This window comes from Pseudarthrobacter sp. NIBRBAC000502771 (assembly GCF_006517215.1).
GTDB lineage: Bacteria > Actinomycetota > Actinomycetes > Actinomycetales > Micrococcaceae > Arthrobacter > Arthrobacter niigatensis.
The window spans coordinates 2,483,565-2,502,744 of the sequence record NZ_CP041187.1; the positions used below are offsets into that span (position 1 = coordinate 2,483,565).

The 19,180-nt window shown below is 68.4% G+C and carries 18 protein-coding genes and 1 riboswitch; of the genes, 9 read left to right on the forward strand and 9 right to left on the reverse strand.

Going from position 1 to position 19,180, the window contains the following annotated elements:
• Nucleotides 1-76 precede the first annotated feature (76 nt).
• A complete protein-coding gene (locus NIBR502771_RS11700; RefSeq protein WP_141159901.1) occupies nucleotides 77-1,075 on the forward strand; it encodes a general stress protein in 999 nt (332 codons plus the stop codon).
• Between the two features lie 123 nt (nucleotides 1,076-1,198).
• Here the strand turns inward: NIBR502771_RS11700 and NIBR502771_RS11705 are convergent, their stop codons facing one another.
• Nucleotides 1,199-2,773: an aminopeptidase P family protein gene (locus tag NIBR502771_RS11705; RefSeq protein WP_141159902.1), complete on the reverse strand. Its 1,575-nt coding sequence runs from the start codon at nucleotides 2,771-2,773 to the stop codon at nucleotides 1,199-1,201.
• Between the two features lie 80 nt (nucleotides 2,774-2,853).
• Here NIBR502771_RS11705 and NIBR502771_RS11710 point away from each other — a divergent pair, with 80 nt between their 5' ends.
• Complete coding sequence (locus NIBR502771_RS11710) at nucleotides 2,854-3,702, forward strand: PHP domain-containing protein (protein ID WP_141159903.1); 849 nt, start codon at nucleotides 2,854-2,856, stop codon at nucleotides 3,700-3,702.
• A 13-nt stretch (nucleotides 3,703-3,715) separates the two neighbouring features.
• Here NIBR502771_RS11710 and NIBR502771_RS11715 read toward each other — a convergent pair whose 3' ends face one another.
• From NIBR502771_RS11715 to thiE, 4 genes are all read right to left on the reverse strand, one after another.
• Nucleotides 3,716-4,591 carry a site-specific DNA-methyltransferase gene (locus tag NIBR502771_RS11715; protein ID WP_141159904.1) on the reverse strand — a complete coding sequence of 292 codons (876 nt, stop codon included), beginning with the start codon at nucleotides 4,589-4,591 and terminating at the stop codon, nucleotides 3,716-3,718.
• 8 nt (nucleotides 4,592-4,599) lie between these two features.
• Entirely contained in the window at nucleotides 4,600-6,306 is a 1,707-nt protein-coding gene (locus tag NIBR502771_RS11720) for a DEAD/DEAH box helicase (protein ID WP_141159905.1), read from the reverse strand.
• A 289-nt stretch (nucleotides 6,307-6,595) separates the two neighbouring features.
• Entirely contained in the window at nucleotides 6,596-8,074 is a 1,479-nt protein-coding gene (locus NIBR502771_RS11725; protein ID WP_141159906.1) for an RNB domain-containing ribonuclease, read from the reverse strand.
• Between the two features lie 39 nt (nucleotides 8,075-8,113).
• Entirely contained in the window at nucleotides 8,114-8,854 is a 741-nt protein-coding gene (gene thiE / locus NIBR502771_RS11730; protein ID WP_141159907.1) for a thiamine phosphate synthase, read from the reverse strand.
• A 27-nt stretch (nucleotides 8,855-8,881) separates the two neighbouring features.
• A riboswitch (TPP riboswitch) is annotated at nucleotides 8,882-9,000 on the forward strand.
• Here thiE and thiO point away from each other — a divergent pair.
• The 3 genes from thiO (at nucleotide 8,993) to NIBR502771_RS11745 (ending at nucleotide 11,341) form a co-directional block, all read left to right on the forward strand.
• Entirely contained in the window at nucleotides 8,993-10,288 is a 1,296-nt protein-coding gene (thiO, locus tag NIBR502771_RS11735) for a glycine oxidase ThiO (RefSeq protein WP_141159908.1), read from the forward strand. It overlaps the preceding riboswitch by 8 nt.
• Nucleotides 10,285-10,521, forward strand: a complete 237-nt coding sequence (thiS, locus tag NIBR502771_RS11740) for a sulfur carrier protein ThiS (RefSeq protein WP_141159909.1) — start codon at nucleotides 10,285-10,287, stop codon at nucleotides 10,519-10,521. The genes thiO and thiS overlap by 4 nt, the downstream gene beginning before the upstream one ends.
• A 4-nt stretch (nucleotides 10,522-10,525) precedes the next feature.
• On the forward strand, nucleotides 10,526-11,341 hold the full coding sequence (locus tag NIBR502771_RS11745) for a thiazole synthase (protein ID WP_141159910.1): 816 nt from the start codon (nucleotides 10,526-10,528) through the stop codon (nucleotides 11,339-11,341).
• A 74-nt stretch (nucleotides 11,342-11,415) separates the two neighbouring features.
• Here NIBR502771_RS11745 and NIBR502771_RS11750 read toward each other — a convergent pair whose 3' ends face one another.
• Genes NIBR502771_RS11750 through NIBR502771_RS11760 form a run of 3 tightly spaced genes read right to left on the reverse strand, consistent with a single transcriptional unit; the run spans nucleotide 11,416 to nucleotide 12,709 of the window.
• Complete coding sequence (locus NIBR502771_RS11750; RefSeq protein WP_141159911.1) at nucleotides 11,416-11,718, reverse strand: hypothetical protein; 303 nt, start codon at nucleotides 11,716-11,718, stop codon at nucleotides 11,416-11,418.
• A gap of 40 nt (nucleotides 11,719-11,758) precedes the next feature.
• Complete coding sequence (locus NIBR502771_RS11755) at nucleotides 11,759-11,983, reverse strand: DUF3107 domain-containing protein (RefSeq protein WP_141159912.1); 225 nt, start codon at nucleotides 11,981-11,983, stop codon at nucleotides 11,759-11,761.
• Between the two features lie 60 nt (nucleotides 11,984-12,043).
• On the reverse strand, nucleotides 12,044-12,709 hold the full coding sequence (locus NIBR502771_RS11760; RefSeq protein WP_141159913.1) for a TetR/AcrR family transcriptional regulator: 666 nt from the start codon (nucleotides 12,707-12,709) through the stop codon (nucleotides 12,044-12,046).
• An 85-nt stretch (nucleotides 12,710-12,794) separates the two neighbouring features.
• On the opposite strand from NIBR502771_RS11760, the gene moeB reads away from it, so the two are divergent.
• Complete coding sequence (moeB, locus tag NIBR502771_RS11765; protein ID WP_141159914.1) at nucleotides 12,795-13,994, forward strand: molybdopterin-synthase adenylyltransferase MoeB; 1,200 nt, start codon at nucleotides 12,795-12,797, stop codon at nucleotides 13,992-13,994.
• 118 nt (nucleotides 13,995-14,112) lie between these two features.
• On the opposite strand, the gene NIBR502771_RS11770 is transcribed toward moeB, so the two are convergent.
• A complete protein-coding gene (locus tag NIBR502771_RS11770) occupies nucleotides 14,113-15,429 on the reverse strand; it encodes a glutamyl-tRNA reductase (RefSeq protein ID WP_141159915.1) in 1,317 nt (438 codons plus the stop codon).
• 158 nt (nucleotides 15,430-15,587) lie between these two features.
• On the opposite strand from NIBR502771_RS11770, the gene hemE reads away from it, so the two are divergent.
• The 3 genes from hemE to NIBR502771_RS11785 all read left to right on the forward strand — a co-directional run bounded on the left by hemE (nucleotide 15,588) and on the right by NIBR502771_RS11785 (nucleotide 19,152).
• Entirely contained in the window at nucleotides 15,588-16,682 is a 1,095-nt protein-coding gene (hemE, locus tag NIBR502771_RS11775; protein ID WP_141159916.1) for a uroporphyrinogen decarboxylase, read from the forward strand.
• Between the two features lie 3 nt (nucleotides 16,683-16,685).
• On the forward strand, nucleotides 16,686-18,137 hold the full coding sequence (gene hemG / locus NIBR502771_RS11780; protein ID WP_141159917.1) for a protoporphyrinogen oxidase: 1,452 nt from the start codon (nucleotides 16,686-16,688) through the stop codon (nucleotides 18,135-18,137).
• Nucleotides 18,138-18,249: 112 nt separating this feature from the next.
• The gene (locus NIBR502771_RS11785) at nucleotides 18,250-19,152 is read left to right on the forward strand and encodes a hypothetical protein (protein WP_141159918.1); all 903 of its coding nucleotides are present in this window, start codon (nucleotides 18,250-18,252) and stop codon (nucleotides 19,150-19,152) included.
• Nucleotides 19,153-19,180 lie beyond the last annotated feature (28 nt).

Consider the following 19,180-nt stretch of genomic DNA (forward strand, 5'->3'; position numbering starts at 1 on the left):
ACTACAGGCTACCGAGTCTGCTCTCTTTTAGCTGAATTTACAGGCGGCACCCACCTTCATGGGCAAGAATGGGTTTATGTCGAACATTTTTGGTGGTCCCAAGCCCGGCGCCGCGAGCGGACCCGATGATGCCCGGGCTGTTCCCACCGGCGACACCGTTGGCTCCTACACGTCCTACCTCGACGCCCAGAAGGCGGTCGATTACCTGGCGGACCAGCAGTTCCCGGTCCAGATGGTGTCCATCGTGGGCAACGAACTGAAGATGGTGGAACGTGTCACGGGGCGCCTGAGCTACCCGCGGGTGGCGCTCTCCGGGGCCCTGAGCGGCATGTGGTTCGGCTTGTTCGTGGGCGTCATGCTCTCCTTCTTCGCCCCGTCGCCTGGGTACTTCTCCATCATGACCTCGGTGCTGATGGGCGCGGCGTTCTTCATGCTCTTCGGCATCGTCACCTACGCCATGCAGCGCGGCAAGCGGGACTTCACCTCCACCAGCCAGGTGGTGGCCACCAGCTATGACGTGATCGTGGCCCCCGAGGCAGCCCACGAGGCCCGGCGCCTCCTGCAGCAGCTGCCCATGTCCCGTTCCGACGCAGCATCCGGCCACGGCCCGTACACGCAGCACGACTACCACAACCAGCCATACCAGCAGCAGCACCACCAGCAGCAGGGACAGGGCCCGGCCCGTCCCACCGGCTGGAACGATCCCTACGGCCAGAGGTCCTCCGGCCCGTCAGCCCAGGGCGGACCGGCGCAGGAAGGCCACGGGTACCCGGAGGACGGCAGCCAGCAGCAGAGCGGCCAGCAGCCCCCGCAGCACTACGACGGCGGCCAGCAGCACGCCGCCCAGCAGCCGGTCCGTTCCGCGGTCCGCTACCCGGACCTGCCCGACGGCCGCCCGCAGTACGGCGTCCGCGTTCCCCAGGGGCCGGCCGGGGGGCAGCCGGGGATGGAAGACGCCGCGGAACGCCCTGCTGAACACCCGGCAGGAGACCACGCGCAGGACGGTAGCGGCCATCCGACTGATACCGGCTATGGTGCCCAGGGCGGCCAGCACCGGGGCGAAGACCGCCAGTAACCGCGGTCCGGTGCGTCCGGGACCACGGGTCCACGCGCCGCACGGGAGAAACCGGTACGCACACAAAGAGCGGGGCCGCTGGACTGAATCCGGCGGCCCCGCTCTTTCGTGCCTGGGTGTTGCCTAGGCTTCTTCGGTCCGGTAGATCCCGGCCATCCAGTCCTCCACATCCTCCGCATTGCGTGGAAGGGCGGCACTGAGGTTGACGGGGCCGTCGGCGGCCATGAGGATGTCGTCCTCGATCCTGACACCGATGCCGCGGTATTCCTCCGGGATGGCCAGGTCCTCCTTCTTGAAGTACAGGCCCGGTTCGATGGTGAACACCATGCCCTCGGTGAGGACGCCGTCGAGGTAGAGTTCCCGCTTGGCCTGGGCGCAGTCGTGGACGTCGAGGCCCAGGTGGTGGCTGGTGCCGTGCGGCATCCAGCGGCGGTGCTGCTGGCCCTCGGGGCTGATCGCCTCCTCCACGCTGACAGGCAGGATGCCCCATTCGGCGAGGCGTTCTGCCAGGACCGTGGTGGCCGCTGTGTGGATGTCGCGGAACTTGGTCCCGGGCTGCGCGGCTGCGAATCCGGCGTCGGCGGCGTCAAGGACCGTCTGGTAGACCTTGCGCTGGATCCCGCTGAAGGTCCCGCTGGCCGGAAGCGTCCGTGTGATGTCCGCCGTGTAGAGCGAGTCCGCCTCGACGCCGGCGTCCAGGAGCAGCAGTTCGCCGGCGTGGATGCGCCCAGTGTTGCGGGTCCAGTGCAGCACGGTGGCGTTGTTGCCGGATGCGGCGATGGTGTCATAGCCCAGTTCGTTGCCCACCTCACGGGCACGGGCGAAGAAGGCACCCTCCACCACGCGTTCGCCGCGGGCATGCGTGAGGGCCCGGGGCAGGGCCTTGACCACCTCTTCGAATCCCTCGACCGTGGCGGACACGGCGATCTTCATCTGCTCGATTTCCCACTCATCCTTGAGCAGGCGCAGTTCGGAGAGGGCTTCGCTGAGCTTCTCGTCCAGGGCATCGAGCACTTCAAGGTCCAGGTTCTCGGGATCCTTGGCCGTGTTGTACCGGGCCGTGTCCACCAGTGCGTCGATGTTTTCGTCAACCTTGCGGACCAGGCGGATGGAGATTCCGCCGATCTCCGGGGCGCCAACGTCCTTGGTGATTGCCGTTTCCAACTGGTCGATGTGGGCGGTGGCCAGTCCAAGCCGGGCCTCGAATTCTTCGAGGGTGGGGCGGGCCCCGATCCAGAACTCACCGGAGCGCGAGTCCGCGTAGAACTGTTCGGTGTCCCGGCCGGCCAGCGGCCGGAAGTACAGCGTCGCGCGGTGGTTAGCGCCGTCGTCGCCCGTTCCTTCTTCCACCGGTTCCAGGATCAGGACTGCGTCCGGTTCGTGGTCCAGGCCGAGGCCCGTCAGGTGCGCGAAGCCGGAGTGCGGGCGGAAGCGGTAGTCGCAGTCGTTGGAGCGGACCTTGAGCGGCCCCGCGGGGATGACCAGCCGTTCGCCCTTGAACTGGGCCGAGATGGCCTTGCGCCGGTTTGCGGCGTAAGGGGCGACGGCATCGCGCTGGGGGAGCTCCTGGGTGGAGGGTGCCCAGTTGCTGGCCATGAAGGCCTTGAAGGCGTTGGAACTGGGCCGCTGGGAGCGGTTGTTGACGCGGTCCTCCAGCGGCTGGGAAGCAGAGTTTTGGGTGTTTTCGGCATCGTTCACGGCACCATCGTCTCACCAGCGTCCCGGCTATGCGAACGGGCCTCCCCGGTCTCCCGTCCCCGGTCCACTACGCTGGATAAGTGAGGATTGACCTGCATGCCCACTCCAACGTCTCCGACGGCACCGAGACCCCGGCCGATGTCATGGCCTCTGCTGCCCGCGCGGGACTGGACGTGGTGGCCCTGACGGACCACGATTCAACGGCAGGCTGGGCGGAAGCCGCCGCGGCCGCAGCCACCTGCGGGGTGGCCCTGGTACCGGGCATGGAAGTCTCCTGCCGGACGGAGGAAGGCATCAGCGTCCACCTCCTGAGCTACCTGCACGACCCCACCCATCCCGGGCTCCTCGAGGAAATCACCAAGGCCAAGGACTCCCGCCTGACCCGCGCCGAGAGGATGGTCACCATCCTCGCCGAGGACTACCCGCTCACCTGGGACGACGTAATCCACCATGTTGCGCCCGGCGCCACCCTTGGCCGCCCGCACATCGCCGACGCCCTCGTTGCCGCGGGTGTGGTGGAGGACCGTTCCGAGGCGTTCGCCTCGATCCTCACCTCCCGGTCCCGCTACTTCATCCCGCACTACGCCCCGGACCCGGCCACCGCCGTCGACCTTGTCCGTGCCGCCGGCGGCGTGCCGGTGTTTGCCCATCCCGTGGCCTCCGCCCGGGGGCGGATCGTAGGGGAGCGGACCTACCGGGAGATGATCGACGCCGGCCTGGCCGGCCTGGAGATCGACCACCGGGACAATCCGGAAGAGGGCCGGGACTTCCTGCGCAGGCTCGCCGCCAGGCATGGCCTGTTGATCACCGGTTCCTCTGACTACCACGGCACCGGCAAGCCCAACCTGCTCGGCGAAAACCTCACGGCCCCGGACATGCTGGCGCGGATCGAGGAACAGGGCACGGGAACCGCCGTCGTCCGGCCTTAGGGCGCAGTCCGCGCTAACCGGCGGGCAGGAACGAGGTCAGCGTGGCGTGCGCACCAAGCCGCTTGGCCATGATGTCGATGGCCGGCTGGTTCTGGTCGACGCACACGAACTTCCGGCCGAGCTTGGCCGCAACCGCCCCCAGGGTGCCGGAGCCGGCGAAAAAGTCCAGGCACCAGTCCCCGGGACGCGACGACGCGGCGACGACGCGGCGGACCAGGCCCTCGGGTTTCTGCGTCGGGTAGCCGGTCTTTTCCTTGCCGGTGGGCGAGACGATGGTGTGCCACCAGACGTCGGTGGGCAGCTTTCCCAGTTCGCGTTTGGCGGGGGTTACCAGGCCGGGCGCCATGTATGGTTCGCGGTCCACCTCGGCGCTGTCGAAGTGGTACTTCGCGGGGTTCTTGACGTACACCAGGATGTTGTCATGCTTGGTGGGCCACCGGTTCTTGGCCCGGGCGCCGTAGTCATACGCCCAGATGATCTCGTTCAGGAAGCACTCCCTGCCGAAGATGGCGTCCAGCATCACCTTGGCATAGTGCACCTCGCGGTAGTCCAGGTGCAGGTACAGGGTGCCGTCGTCGGCCAGTAGCCGCCACGCCTCCACCAGCCGGGGTTCCAGGAAGGACCAGTAGTCGCTGAACGCGTCATCGTAGCGGTGCAGGGCGCCCTTGATCGTGTCGTAGGAGCGGCCCTTGAAACCGACGCGGTCGCCCTCGCCCCCGGCGTTGAGCACCATCCGGGTTTCCTGGCGCTGCTGCGGCCGGCCCGTGTTGAAGGGCGGATCCACGTAGATCAGCGTGAAGGCGCCGTCCGGCAGCGTGGGCAGGTACGCCGCGTTGTCCGCGTGCACCACCAGGCTGCCGCCGTCCGGCGCCCAAACAGTGTCACTCATCAGGGCGGTTAGGCCTCGGAGGCGCCGGGGCGGCTGCTGTTGTCCGCGCCGGCCACCACTTCGCCGTTGCGGCGGCGGGTGCGCGTGCGGGTGCGGCGGGCGCGGTTCGGCTTTTCGCCGTCGGCTGCGGGTGCGGGTGCGGGTGCGGCGGCCTCGCCGGCAGGCGTGGTCTCCGGAGTTGAGGTACGACGACGGCGCTCGCCTGAGCGTCCAGCGGAGTCACTGCTGCGGCCGCCTTCGCGGCTGCCGCCCTTGCCGGCGTCGGCCTTTCCACGGGCCCGTCCGTCCCGGTCGCGTGACCGGCCGGCTTCGCGGCTGCTGCGGCTGTTCTTCTTGCCGGTTTCGCCGAGGTCTTCGAGTACTTCGGCGTCAACCCCGGCCAGGGTGCGCTTGTCGCGGGGCAGGCGGCCCTTGGTGCCCTCGGGGATGTCAAGATCGGTGAACAGGTGCGGCGAGGACGAATAGGTTTCCACGGGTTCGGGCACATTCAGGCCCAGGGCCTTGTTGATCAGGGCCCAGCGGGGAACGTCGTCCCAGTCAACAAAGGTCACGGCCGTGCCCTTGTTGCCGGCGCGGCCGGTGCGGCCCACACGGTGCAGGTAGATCTTCTCGTCTTCCACGCACTGGTAGTTGATCACGTGGGTGACGTCATCGACGTCGATGCCGCGGGCAGCCACGTCCGTGGCCACCAGGACATCGACCTTGTTGTTGCGGAACGCGCGCAGCGCCTGCTCGCGGGCGCCCTGGCCCAGGTCGCCGTGGATGGCGGCGGCAGCGAACCCGCGGTCCACCAGTTCCTCGGCAACCTTGGCAGCGGTGCGCTTGGTCTTGGTGAAGATGATGGTCCGTCCGCGGCCACGGGCCTGCAGGATGCGTGCCACCACTTCGGCCTTGTCCATGCTGTGTGCCCGGTAAATGAGCTGGCGGATGTCCCGCTTGGTCAGGCCCTCATCCTCCGGATCGGCTGCCCGGATGTGGGTGGGCTGGGTCATGTAGCGGCGCGCCATGGCGATGACCGGGCCGGGCATGGTGGCCGAGAACAGGAGCGTCTGGCGGACTGCGGGCGTGCCGGCGATGAGGGTCTCAACGTCCGGCAGGAAGCCGAGGTCCAGCATTTCGTCGGCTTCGTCGAGGACCACGAGCTTCACGTTCTTCAGGCTCAGGTGCTTCTGCTTGTAGAGGTCGATTAGTCGTCCGGGGGTGCCCACCACTACCTCGACACCCTGCTTGAGGGCGTCGACCTGGGGCTCGTACGCGCGGCCACCATAAATAGTGGTGATTCTTGCATTGCGTTTGCGGGAGGCCGTCTGAAGGTCGCTGGCCACCTGCACGGCAAGCTCGCGGGTCGGAACGATCACCAGCGCCTGCGGGGCTCCGGGGACGGCCAGCGTGGCGTATCCGGGATCGTCCTGGCCCATGACGCGCTGCAGGGCGGGAATGCCGAACCCGAGGGTCTTGCCGGTGCCGGTCTTGGCCTGTCCGATGATGTCATGTCCGGCCAGGGCCACCGGCAGGGTCATGGCCTGGATGGGGAACGGGTGGGTGATGCCGGCGTCAGCCAGCGATTCGACGATGTCGGCGCGGACGTTGTAGTCGGCGAAGGACTTCTCCGCGATCTCGTGCGGCTTTTCGTCCGAGACGATGGTTTCTTCCGGCTCGATGGTTTCCGTGCCGGACTCATCGCTCAGAAGCTGGTGGGTATGCAATTCACTCACAGGGGAGTTTCCTTATTCATTTAGGCAATGGCGCTGCCTGCTCAACGGGCCGGCCAGGGCTGGCCGTTCCGGAGCACGCTCAGGCGCGCAAGCGATTCCAGTGGAAGCCGATCGCGGGCTATCTAATGCTGGCACTGGTGACCAACGGGTACTTCTCAAGATCGCGTAGGGGCGGGCTTGTTGGTTTCAAATCAAGGAAATCAACGACCGGGCATCCAATTCTACCCCTCCAGTCTAGCCGTAAGGGCACAAAAACACGGTTTCGGACCGCCTGGGGGCCGCCTGCCGTTCAGGAAACGAGCTCGAAGTGGATCTGCCGGGTGGTGATATCGGAGGAAACCAGCCGTACCCGGACCTTGGTGCCGGACTCCAGCTCCCCGGCGCACCGAGCGGTCACCGCCGGTTCGGCAATCTGGATAATCCCCGAACTGCCGTTCCCATTTCCATTCTTGCCATTCCCGTTGCCGTTCCCGTTCTGCGGCTTGGATCCGGAGATGACGATCGCATCGAATTCCTGCCCGATGTGGTTCAGCAGCAGTGCCGCTTCCACGGTATCCAGGGCCAGGCGCTCCATCCTTGACGCCAGCTGGTCCGATCCTGCCATGATGCCCGGAAGCAGGGGCAGGGCTTCGCGCGCCCAGCCGGGAACATCGCCGCCGTTGCTCAGGGCCTCGCAGATGACCAGCACGAACCGGTCCACCAAGCGGCGCAGCGGCGCCGTGGTGTGGGCGTAGGCGGCGCCGATGGCGGACTGGATACCGTCTTCGGGGACCGTGCCGTCAAAGGCGGTGTAGGACGCGCCGCGGAACAGCATCCCGGCCGAATGCATGATGGCCAGCTGGCGCGGGTCGGTGGGATCGAGCGACCGCAGGTATTCGCCGTAGCTGACCTGCCCGTCCCACGGCCTGCCCAGCACCTCTGTCTGCAGCCGGAAGTGCCGCAGCGACCGTTCGTCAGGTGCGGGCATGGTGCGCAGGATGCCCACCTTGCCCTCAAGCATGAGCTGCGCGGCTGCCATTCCGGTCATCAACGAAATCTGCGCGTTCCAGTCCTCGACGGGAAGCTGCGGGACGGCGTCAATCCGGTAGCCGCCGTCCGGCAGCTGGACGATTTCCTGCTCGGGCATGTTCAGGCTGGCGCCCTCCCGTGCCCGTTCCAGCGCCACGCGTTTCAGCCCCACCTCGCGGAGCAGCCGGAGGACGGGTGGGGCGGTCCCGGCGTCGAGGGCGGCCTGGGCACTTTTGTAGCTGAGCTTGTCGCGGCTGCGGACCCGCGCCCGCCGGACGCCGACGGTAATCACGGACGCTTCGCCGTCGAGCGTGAAGTCCCAGACGAAAGCCGAGCACTCCTGGCCGGGCAGCAGGCTGCCGGCCCCCTCGCTGATCACCTCCGGATGCAGCGGGATCCGGCCGTCCGGAGCGTAGAACGTCTGTCCGCGGCGCCGGGTCTCGGCGTCCAGCGGCCCGCCCGGTGCAACGAATGCGGGGACGTCGGCGATGGCATACATGACGCGGTAGCCGGTGCCGTCCGGTTCGATGAAGACTGCCTGGTCCAGGTCCGTGGAGGACGCCGGATCGATAGTCACGAACTCGACGGCGGTCAGGTCGTAGGACGGCAGCTTCAACGCCGCGACGGCGGCCCGGGCGTCTTCCACCGCGTCGGCAGGGTACGGCCCGGGCAGCTCAAGTTCGGTCCGCAGCAGGCCCAGCGCCTCTTCCAAGGCGTTCCTGTGGTCACGGACGTTAGGGGCCAACCGATGATGCGACACAAAATTCAGCGTAGCGCCAAGTCCCGGGATTAAGCAGTCTCAGCCGTCCAGCGCGCCGAGGAGCGAGGCAGCGGCTGCCGCGGGGTCGGCGGCCTCGGTGATGGCGCGGACCACCACGATCCGGCGTGCACCGGCCGCCACCACCTCGCGGACGTTCCCGTGGTCGATGCCGCCGATGGCAAACCACGGCACCGGATCCCCGGCCTGCCCGGAGGCATCGGCGGCGTACTTCACCAGTTCAGGCCCGACGGCGGCCCTGCCGGGTTTGGTGGGTGTGGCCCATACCGGCCCAACGCAGAAGTAGTCCAGCCCGGACGGGCCGCCGGTCGCAGCGAGGGCGGCGTCGACCTGGCCCGTGGTGTGGCTGGAGAGGCCGATGGCGGCGTTGCCGTTGACCAGCGTGCGCGCCGCAGCCAGCGGAAGGTCCTTTTGGCCGATGTGGAACACCGGCGCCCCGGACAGCACGGCAATATCGGCGCGGTCATTGACGGCCCACAGCCGGCCATGGCGTACCGCGGTCTCCTTCAACGCCGCCAGGAGGTCCAGTTCCTCGGCGGCCTCGATGGTCTTGTCCCGCAGCTGGATGATGTCCACGCCGCCGGCAAACGCGGCGTCCACAAACTCCGCGAAGTCGCCGTGCGCAGTGCGTGCATCGGTGCACAGGTACAGGCGGGCCGCCTTCAGGGCGTCGTTGTGGCCGGCGTTGGCAACTTCGGCTATGCCGGCCGGGGCTGCTGGAGCGTGGGGGCCTGCGGGCAGGGAGGAAGCGGACACATTCATGCCTGCAAGCCTAGTTCCTCTAAACTGGCCTGGTACTGCGGGAGCCCGCGGCAGCTGTCACAAAGCGCCGGGCTGAGAGGGCGTCAGAGCCGACCGCTTGACCTGATCCGGATAATGCCGGCGTAGGGAAGGAACCTTATGAGCACCCCCGTTGACCATCGTGCCGGGCCGTCCAGTGCCCCCCGTTCCACGGTCCGCGCGGACGTCGCCGTCATCGGCGGCGGAGTGGTGGGCCATGGCATCGCCTGGGAGGCGCAGCGCTCCGGCCGCTCCGTGGCCCTGATCGATGACGCGCCCGGAAGCGGTGCCAGCTGGGCCGCCGCAGGAATGCTGGCCCCCGTCAGCGAACTGCACTACCAGGAGGAGGACCTCCTGGAACTGATGCTTGACGCTTCCTCCCGCTGGCCCGGTTTCGCCGCAGGCATCGCAGGAGCCACCTCCGGTTCCGGATACCTGACGACGCCGACACTCGCCGTGGGTGCCGACGCCGCGGACCGCCGCGCGCTGATGGACCTCCGCGCCGTACAGCAGGCCAACGGACTTGCCGTGGAACCACTCACCGTGCGGGACGCCCGCAAACGCGAGCCACTCCTCAGCCCCGCGATAGCCTGCGCCCTTGACACGCCTGCGGACCACCAGGTCGATCCCCGCCGCCTGCTGGCTGCCCTGCGGCAGGCCCTCGCCGGTGCCGTCCGCGGGAAGCCTGGCCTGGCTGTTGCAGGGGCGGTGGAAGGGTACGCCGTGCCGGACCGGGCCGGCGGCCTGCTGTGGGAGGGCGGAAGGGTCGTCGGCGCCAGCCTGGCTGGCGGCGGCACCGTCCTGGCAACGGAAACGATCGTGGCCAACGGGCTGCAGGCAGGGGACCTGGGCGGCCTGCCCGACGGCCTCGACCTGCCCCTGCGCCCCGTACACGGAGACATCCTCCGCCTCGCCGTTCCGCAGCACCTCCAGCCCCTTGTGACGTCCACGGTGCGCGGGCTGGTGCACGGTGTCCCCGTCTACATCGTTCCCCGGCAGGACGGGACCGTGGTCATCGGAGCCACCCAGCGCGAGGACGCGCTGTCCGATGCCGTCAGCGCCGGGGGCGTCTATCAGCTGCTGCGCGATGCCCAGGCGCTGGTGCCCGCCGTCGCCGAACTGGAGCTGCTGGAGTGCACCGCAAGGGCCCGGCCCGGAACCCCCGACAACGCGCCGCTGCTGGGCCGCGTGCCGGCGGCCCCCGGATCTGCAGGCGACAAGGCCGGGCACGTCCCCGGACTCATCATCGCCACCGGGTTCTTCCGGCACGGGGTGCTGCTCACTCCCGCTGCCGCAGCCATCTGCGCCGGGTTGCTGGACGGGCATGCCGACCCGCGCTGGGCGCCCTTCAGTCCGGAGCGGTTCTCGCGTCCGGCCGCCGCCCGCACAAACCACCACACCAAGGAGACAGTGTGAACATCACCCTGAACGGAAACACCCACACGGTGGCGGACGGCACCTCCATCACCACGCTCGTCAGCCAGGTCACCGGACGCCCGCTGGCACCGAACGGCCAGGCGACCGACGGCGGGAAGCTGGGGGTCGCCGTCGCCCATAATGCCCAGGTGGTGCCGCGGAGCCAATGGTTCGCCACGGCGCTCGCCGAGGGCGACGACATTGAACTTGTCACAGCAGTACAGGGAGGCTGACACCATGACCGAAACAGGCACCATCAACCCGGCCGGGAATCCCGGGGCCGCCGACGGCCTGGTGATTGACGGCGTCGCCCTTGGATCCCGGCTGATCATGGGCACCGGCGGGGCACCCAGCCTGGACGGCCTGGGCGCTGCACTCCTGGCATCCGGCACCGCCCTGACCACCGTGGCCATGCGCCGGTACTCCACTGCGGAGACCGGCTCGTTGTTCCAGCTGTTAGTGGACCACGGGATCCGGGTGCTGCCCAACACCGCAGGCTGCTTCACGGCCAGGGATGCCGTCCTTACGGCGGAGCTTGCGCGGGAGGCCCTGGAGACCGACTGGGTGAAGCTGGAAGTCATTGCCGATGAGCAGACCCTGCTGCCCGATGCTGTCGAACTGGTGGAAGCCACGGAGCAGCTGGTTAACCGGGGGTTCAAGGTCTTCGCCTACACCAACGATGACCCCGTACTGGCGTTGCGGCTGGAGAACCTTGGCGCCACCGCCGTCATGCCGCTCGGAGCCCCGATTGGGACAGGCCTGGGAATCCTGAACCCGCACAATATCGAGCTCATCGTGTCCCGTGCCTCGGTGCCGGTGGTGCTGGACGCCGGCATTGGCACGGCATCGGACGCGGCGCTGGCCATGGAGCTGGGCTGCGACGCCGTGCTGCTGGCCACGGCGGTGACGCGGGCGCAGAACCCTGCACTCATGGGCGAGGCGTTCAAGCATGCAGTGCTCGCCGGCAGGATGGCCCGGGCAGCCGGGCGCATCCCGCGACGGGAGCATGCCTTGGCCTCGTCGGCGATGGAAGGCAGGGCGGAGTTCCTCTGAAACCCGGAACATACGCGTGTGGCCACCACCCTGCAGGGTGGTGGCCACACGCGCATGTCCTAACTTGCGGGCGGTCAGCGCCGCAGGATGACGGTGAGGCGTTCCGTATCGCGGCGGGCGCGCGTGCGGCCCAGGTAGACCACAGCGGCGATGGCAGCGGCGACGCCCAGAACCATCGGCAGCACCCAGGGAAGCCACGTGGTTCCCGGAAGGTAGCCGAAGCCCGCGGTCATCAGGATGATCCAGGCCAGCGCCGCAACACCCACGGCAACACCGGCAGGCAGGGCCGCGCCGTATTTGGAGTGCCGCTTGTCATTGGCCCAGACAACGAAGCCCGCAGCGACGGTTGCCAGCACCACGATGGTCAGCGAAAGCATGGATCTCCTTGAAGAACGAAGGGCCTGCAGCAGGCCCGGACTAGAACTGCCCGAAACCTACGCGCCGGATCTCCTCGGCACCGATTTCCACGTAAGCCAGTGCGTTGCCCGGAACAATGATCAGGCGTCCTTTGTCATCCTTCAGGCGCAGTTCGCTGCCCCCATTAATGGCTTCGCCAACCACCTTGGCCACGGTCTCCGCATCCTGGGTTGATTCCAGCACGATTTCGCGGCCAACGTTCTGAACGCCGATCTTAATCTCCAAGGGGGCCTCCCAGCCTGTGAAAGTTCTCGTGTTTCTACGAGGTGTTGTCTTATTTGTAGTCTAGGACTCTTTGGGGAAGCGAGAGATTCCGCGCCAAGCTAAACGGTAGATGAGGTCGCTGGCCACATCGAGGTCCAGGTTGCCGTCCGTTTCCAGCCAGTACCGGGCGCTGACCTGCGCCATTCCCGCCAGGCCCCGGCCCAGCAGCTGGGCTTCCAGGTGGGGGAGCTTGGTGTCCTCCGCAATGACCCTGGCAATGGCGTCGGCGAAGGTCCGGTTGAAGGTTTCCAGCCTGGAGCTGACATCGGTGTCGTTGATCAGGTCTGATTCGAACACCAGGCGGTGGGCCTGGTCGTCATTGGCGATGAAGTGGAAGTAGGCGCGCATGACTGCCTGGACGCGTTCATCGTTGTCTGTGGTGGAGTTCAGGGCGCCCAGCATCAGTTCGGTGAGCGAGGCCAGGTGGCTTTCCAGCAGCGCGAGGTAGAGCTCGCGCTTCGACGGAAAGTGCTGGTACAGCACCGGTTTGCTCACGTGGGCGGTTTCTGCGATCTCATCCATCGCAGCGCCGTGGTAACCGTTGGCTACGAACACCTCCTGGGCCGCAGCAAGGAGTTGTGCGCGGCGCTCATCCCGGGGCAGCCGGGCGGACCGCTGGCCTGCGGGGCGGGAGGGAGCTTGCGGTTCGGCGGCGGTCGGGCGGTCTGCCCGTGCTTCAGGGACCACAGTTGTCCTTCTTTCCATTGCAGTTACCCTTCACTTTACTGCGGGGTAATATGACCCGGCGGTATCCCGGGGCATACATTGAAGTATGGCTTCGTCTTTCACCGCAAATGTTGCGTCACCCTCCCTGGATCCGCTGGTGGAACCGGCCGCCGACCTCACGGCCGCCGAGGTCGAAAGATACTCCCGGCACCTGATCATTCCCGAGATCGGCGCCCTCGGGCAGCGGCGGCTCAAGAACGCCAAGGTGCTGGTGATCGGCGCCGGCGGATTGGGAGCACCCGCGCTGCTCTACCTCGCCGCGGCCGGGGTGGGAACCATCGGCATCATCGACGACGACGTCGTGGACCTGAGCAACCTGCAGCGCCAGGTGATCCACGGCGTCAGCGATGTGGGCCGTCCCAAGATCGAATCGGCGCGCGACGCCATTGCCGGGCTGAACCCGCTGGTGGACGTCCGGCTGCACAACGTGCGCCTGGACTCGTCCAACGCCCTGGAACTGTTTAGCGGCTACGACCTCATTCTCGACGGTGCCGACAACTTCGCCACCCGCTACCTGGTGAACGACGCCGCCGCCATCCTCGGCAAGCCCTATGTGTGGGGCTCCATCTTCCGCTTTGACGGCCAGGTCAGCGTGTTCTGGGAGAAGCATGGACCCACGTACCGGGACCTGTACCCCGAGGCCCCGCCTGCCGGTTCCGTCCCGTCCTGTGGCGAGGGCGGGGTCTTTGGCATGCTGTGCGCCGCCGTGGGATCGCTCATGGTGACCGAAGCCGTGAAGCTGATTACCGGCGTCGGGCGCTCTTTGCTGGGCCGCGTGGCCCTCTTTGACGCCCTCGGCGGGAGCTGGCGCGAGATCCGGGTAGCGAAGGACCCGGCCGCCGAACCCATCACCGAACTCACCGACTACGAGGCCTTCTGCGGCATCGCCCCGGCCTCCCCGTCGGACACCGAACACACGGTCACGGCCACCCAGCTGGCCACCATGCTGGCCTCGCGCCAAGCCGGGCTCAAGGACTTTGAACTGGTGGACGTCCGGGAATCGGGGGAGTACGACATCGTCCGGATCGACGGGGCAAAACTGATCCCGCAGGGACGTATCCTGGCCGGCGAGGCCTGGGACGAACTTCCGCAGGACCGGGATATCGTGTTCCACTGCAAGGCCGGTACACGGTCCGCCAGCGTGCTGGCGGCCGCCCGGGCAGCCGGGTATCAGCGGGTCAGCCATCTCGACGGCGGGATCCTGGCCTGGGTGCGGGAGGTGGAACCCGAAAAGCCGGTCTACTGACCCAGACGCCCCATCACCTTTAGCGGCTTTTTAAGAAACGCCCCATCACTTCCCTGAAGAAAGTGATGGGGCGTTTCCGATTTAGGGGCAAATGGTGATGGGGCGTCGGGGAAAGCACTCAGGCGGTTTCGCGGCCCTTGTGGTCCACCGGGCACTCGGCGGCCGGCGCGGTGGCGGCGGGCTGCTCGACGGTGATGCCGTACAGTGCCTCCAGGGCCGCCACGTAGTCGTCCTGCTGGCCGTTCGCCGCGAGTTCGCGGGCGCGGACCGTGGGGACGTGCAGCAACTGCTTGACCATGCGGCGCAGCGCGAACTCGACTTCTTCGGCGGCAGCGGTGCACCCGTGCCGGGCACGGACCTTTTCCATCTCCGCGTCCAGCACACTCATGGTGTGGCGCCGCAGGGCAACGATGGCGGAGTCCACCGAGCGGGCTTCGCGCTCCTGCTCGAAGGCCTTTGCCGCGCCCTTGACCATGCCGCTGGCCTGGGTCAGGGATTCCGCCTGCTCCTGCGGGGCGGCCAGGCGCACCGATTCCAGCGTCAGCAGTTCAACGCCATCCAGTTCGCCGACGGCGGGATCGAAGTCGTGGGTGAGCGCCAGGTCGATGGCGATCAGGGGCTGCGGCGACTCCGCGCGGACCTGGGCCAGTTCATCGGCCTCGACCCGGGTGTCCGAACCGCTGCAGCCGATCATGACGTCGGCAGCGGCCACCGCCGGGCGCAGGGACTCCACGTCCAGGGCGGCACCTCCGCGGGAAGCAACGAACCCTTCGGCACGGCCGGAGGAGGAGAAAACAGAGATGTCAGTGCAGCCGCGCTCACGCAGCAGGGCCATGGTGGCGCCTGCGTACGCGCCGGTTCCGAACAGGACAACTTTCTTGGTTGACCAGTCCGGGTTTTCGGAAAGGTCAGTGGCCAGGTCCAGTGCCACCGAAACGATGGACAGGCCCCGCGAACCCAGGGCAGTCTGCGCGCCCACATCCTTGGCGGTTTTGGACGCGGCCTGGAACAGCCGGACGAGTCCGGCACTGGCAGTACCGTCGTGCTGTGCGGTAATGAGGGCGCGGCGAACTTGCCCGGCGATCTCGCGCTCACCGACGACGGCGGAGTCCAGCCCCGCGCTGACGGCAAACAGGTGCTGGGTCACCTCAGGCCCGGTGCGGGTGCTGAAGGAGCGGGACACGAGCGGCTCCGCCAGTCCGCTGGCCTCGCTGATCCGCGAGACGAGGGCGGCCCGGGCCGCTTCAACATCGTTCGGATTGGCGGCCTCGCCGTAGATTTCATAACGGTTGCACGTGGCCAGGACCACCGCGCCGGCGACGGCGGGTGATTCAGTGAGCGCGGAAGCGGCAATCCCGGAGGAACCGTTGCTCAACTGAGCAACGGTTTCAAGATCGATGTCGGCGTGTGTAGCCACCAATGAAAAAAGAACCACAGCAGACCAATCATAGCTTTTTCGTTACCCGGTAGAACAACCATCGGAAAGGATAGTCGCCACAGTGGGGCGTGATCCCCGCCACCTCCCGCTTTTCCGGGGCTTCAGCGACAGGTTGTCGTTATCTTTTGCGGCTCTTTTTGGGCACAATCAAAGGCATGACTCCTAGCCCTGCCGTCTCCGCTGCCGGCGCCCTCGCCGCAGACCATCCCCTGATGGACGGCCGAACAGCAGACTCTCCGCTGATCACGGCCTACCGCGGCGGCAAGCCGTCCCGCCGTCCCGTGTGGTTCATGCGGCAGGCCGGCCGCTCGCTGCCCGAATACCTTAGGGTGCGCGAGGGAATCGCCATGCTGGACTCCTGCCTCCGGCCGGAGTTGGCCTCCGAGATCACGCTCCAGCCCGTCCGCCGGCATGACGTGGACGCCGGGATCTTCTTTTCGGACATTGTCATCCCCTTGAAGCTTGCCGGCGTGGGCGTGGACATTGTTCCCGGGGTGGGGCCGGTCCTTGATAAGCCCGTGCGCACTGCCGCCGATGTCGCCGCCCTGCCGCAGCTGACCTGGGAAGCCCTGGAACCCATCCGCGAAGCAGTCCGCCTCACGGTGGCCGAACTGGGCAAGACACCATTGATCGGTTTCGCCGGGGCGCCGTTCACCCTGGCCGCCTACATGGTGGAAGGCAAGCCGTCCCGCGACCACCTGGGCCCGCGGACCATGATGCACGCGGATGCGGAAACGTGGACCGCGCTGGCCAACTGGGCCGCCGACGCCTCCGGCATGTTCCTCCAGGCGCAGCTGGAGGCCGGGGCCTCCGCCGCCCAGCTTTTCGACTCCTGGGCGGGTTCGCTGGGACTGGCCGACTACACCAAGTACGTTGCGCCGGCGTCGGCCCGGGCCCTGGACCACGTGCGCCACCTGGGTGCCCCGCTCATCCACTTCGGCACCGGCACGTCCGAACTCCTCGTGGCCATGCGGGACGTGGGAGTGGACGTGGTGGGCGTTGACTACCGGCTCCCGCTGGATGAAGCAAACCGCCGGCTCGGCGGGACGGTGCCCCTGCAGGGAAACATCGACCCTGCGCTGCTGGAAGCACCCTGGGACATCCTGGAAGCGCACGTCCGCGAGGTCATCGCCGCCGGCTCCGCCGCACCCGGCCACGTCCTGAACCTGGGGCACGGCGTACCGCCCGGGACGGACCCTGACGTCCTCACTCGGGTAGTGGAGCTCATCCACTCCATCTCTCCGGCGTAACCCGTGCGCGGCTCCCCGGCAACACCCGGCAAGGCGCTGGTGGTGGGCGGCGGGATCTCCGGGCTGCTCTCCGCCCGGGAACTCGCAGCAGCCGGACATGAAGTGACCGTCCTGGAAGCCGGGACGGCGTGGGGCGGCTGCGTGGGCAGCCATACGGTGGCCGGGCTCACCCTGGACAGCGGCGCCGAGTCCTTCGCCACCAGGTCCGACGCCGTCGCCCGGCTCTGCGCGGAACTGGGCCTTGGCGGGAAGATCGTTCCCCCGCGCCCCGGAGGTGCCTGGGTGCAGCTGCCGGATGGGCCCCGCGAGCTGCCCCGGACCGGCGTCCTGGGCATTCCCGCCAATCCTTGGGACCCTGAGGTGCGGCGCACCCTGGGCGTCCTCGGCTCGCTGCGCGCCTCCGTGGACCGCCTCCTGCCTGCCTCCGTCGGCGCCGGGGCCGGTGTCACCAGCGTCGCCGCGCTGGTCCGGGCCCGGATGGGGTCGCGGGTGCTGGAACGCCTGGTCTCCCCGGTAGTAGGCGGCGTCCACTCCGCCGATCCCGGCCTGCTCGACGTCGACATGGTGGCCCCCGGCCTCCGTGCCGGATTGCGGCAACACGGTTCCCTCGCTGCCGCGGTCTCGGCGCAGCGGCGCCGTGCGGGGACACCCGGGCACCCGCAGCAGCCCGGCCAGCCCGCAAAAGCCGGGTCCGCCGTCGCCGGCCTCGAAGGCGGCATGCACACCCTGGTGGATGCCTTGGTGGCGGATCTTCTGCGCCGTGGTGTGGTCCTTTTGCCGGGCACTGCCGCGACGACGGTCTCCCGCGCTCCTGGCGGCTGGCGGGTCGACGCCGGCGGGGCGGCCTTCAGTGCTGCACTGCTGGTCATGGCAGTGGAGGGACCGGCCGCCGTCGAACTGCTGGAACATGCCGTCCCTGCAATTTCTGGAAAAAAGCCTGCCTCCGGGCCGGACGTCAAGCTGGTGACACTGGTCCTGGACAATCCGGACCTTGACGGGCGGCCGCGTGGAACGGGGATCCTGGTGGCCCCGCAAACGCCGGGGATCGATGCCAAGGCGCTCACGCATGCCACCGGAAAATGGGATTGGCTGGCTGCCGCTGCCGGGACCGGGCGCCATGTGGTGCGCCTTTCCTACGGCCGGGTGGACGGAGCGTCCGTGCAGGCCTCCGGCCCGCAATCGGATGATGAGCTGTTCGCGGCCGCCTTGCGCGACGCTTCCGCCCTGTTGGGCGTCCGCATCGCGGGGGAGGACATACGGGGCTGGGATGTGGTCCGCTGGCGCGGAGCCCTGCCGTTCGCCGCCGTCGGGCACCGTGCCCGGGCAGCGGACATCCGGCGGTCCTGCAGCGCTGCCGGCGGCCTGGCCGTCGTGGGCGGATGGGTAGCCGGGAACGGCCTGGCCGCTGTGGTGGCCGACACACGTGAGCAAATCGCCCAACTCACTGCCGCCTGAGCATTCCTGCTGGTCAGCGCTCCGAGCCGGGCCCGCGGCACCCGCGCCGCGCCCGGTACGGCGTCCCGTTCAGTTTCCAATCGGCCAAGCCTTCTGGTTAGGGTCGATGACTATGGTTCAACACAGGTCCGAGCTCTCAATGTCCCGGACCGGTATCCATGGGGGACTCCGGCGCGGCACCGCAGCAGCGGCCGTCGGAGCGGTACTGGTTCTTTCCACCGGCGTCCAGGCGTCCTTGGCGGACGACGCGGTCCCGCCTCCGCAAGACGTGGCATCCCAAGGCGGAGCCTGGCATCGAGGGCAGGGCACAGGCGAACCGAGCGCCCCGGCCCCGGCAACCCCGGCACCCCGGACCGCTTCGACGCTGCTCCCGTTGCCTGCTTCGCTGCTTCCGACGATTGCCGCGTCCCTGTCCGCAGGCTCGACCTCCACTGCCTCGCCCGCTCCGACGGACTCCGGGACGCCCCTGGCACCCCGGCCACAGACCACAGCCGCGGCCACCGCTTCCCCGGCTCCCGGCAGGTCCGGGTCCCCCGCGGCGTCCGGGCCGGCAGCTGCCCCTGGAACCGGTCCTTCGACAGCGGCGGGCGGCTCCGCTCCGGAGGCCGTTGCCACGTCCGCTGCAACGGCGCCCGGAGCAGCCGGGGGAGGTCCTGTCCCGCTGTCCGGGACGCGGGCCACGGTGCCGGGGTCCGGTGGAGCGTCCGCCGGCGGCGCCGCGGCGGCCGACGCCACCGGGACCGGCGAGGCTGGCCGTGTGGGGGACGACGCGCCGGCCGCCGGCCCGGTTTCCACGCCGGGCCCCGTCCTGCCAACGTCGCTGTCCATCAACGCGCGCCAGTCCCAGCCCACGCGGGCGCCGCAGGCCGCCGGAGCACCGGAAGGACCGGGACAGGCAGTTTCCTCCACCGGTCCGCTGCCCGGCGTGCCCGATGCCATGGTGTGGCTGGGCGCCGGACTGGTTGGCGTAGGTGCCGCCGCAGGGCTGGTATTCCTCCGCATGCGCCGCCCCTAAGGGCGGCCTGTCCGTTGGCCTGACGTGC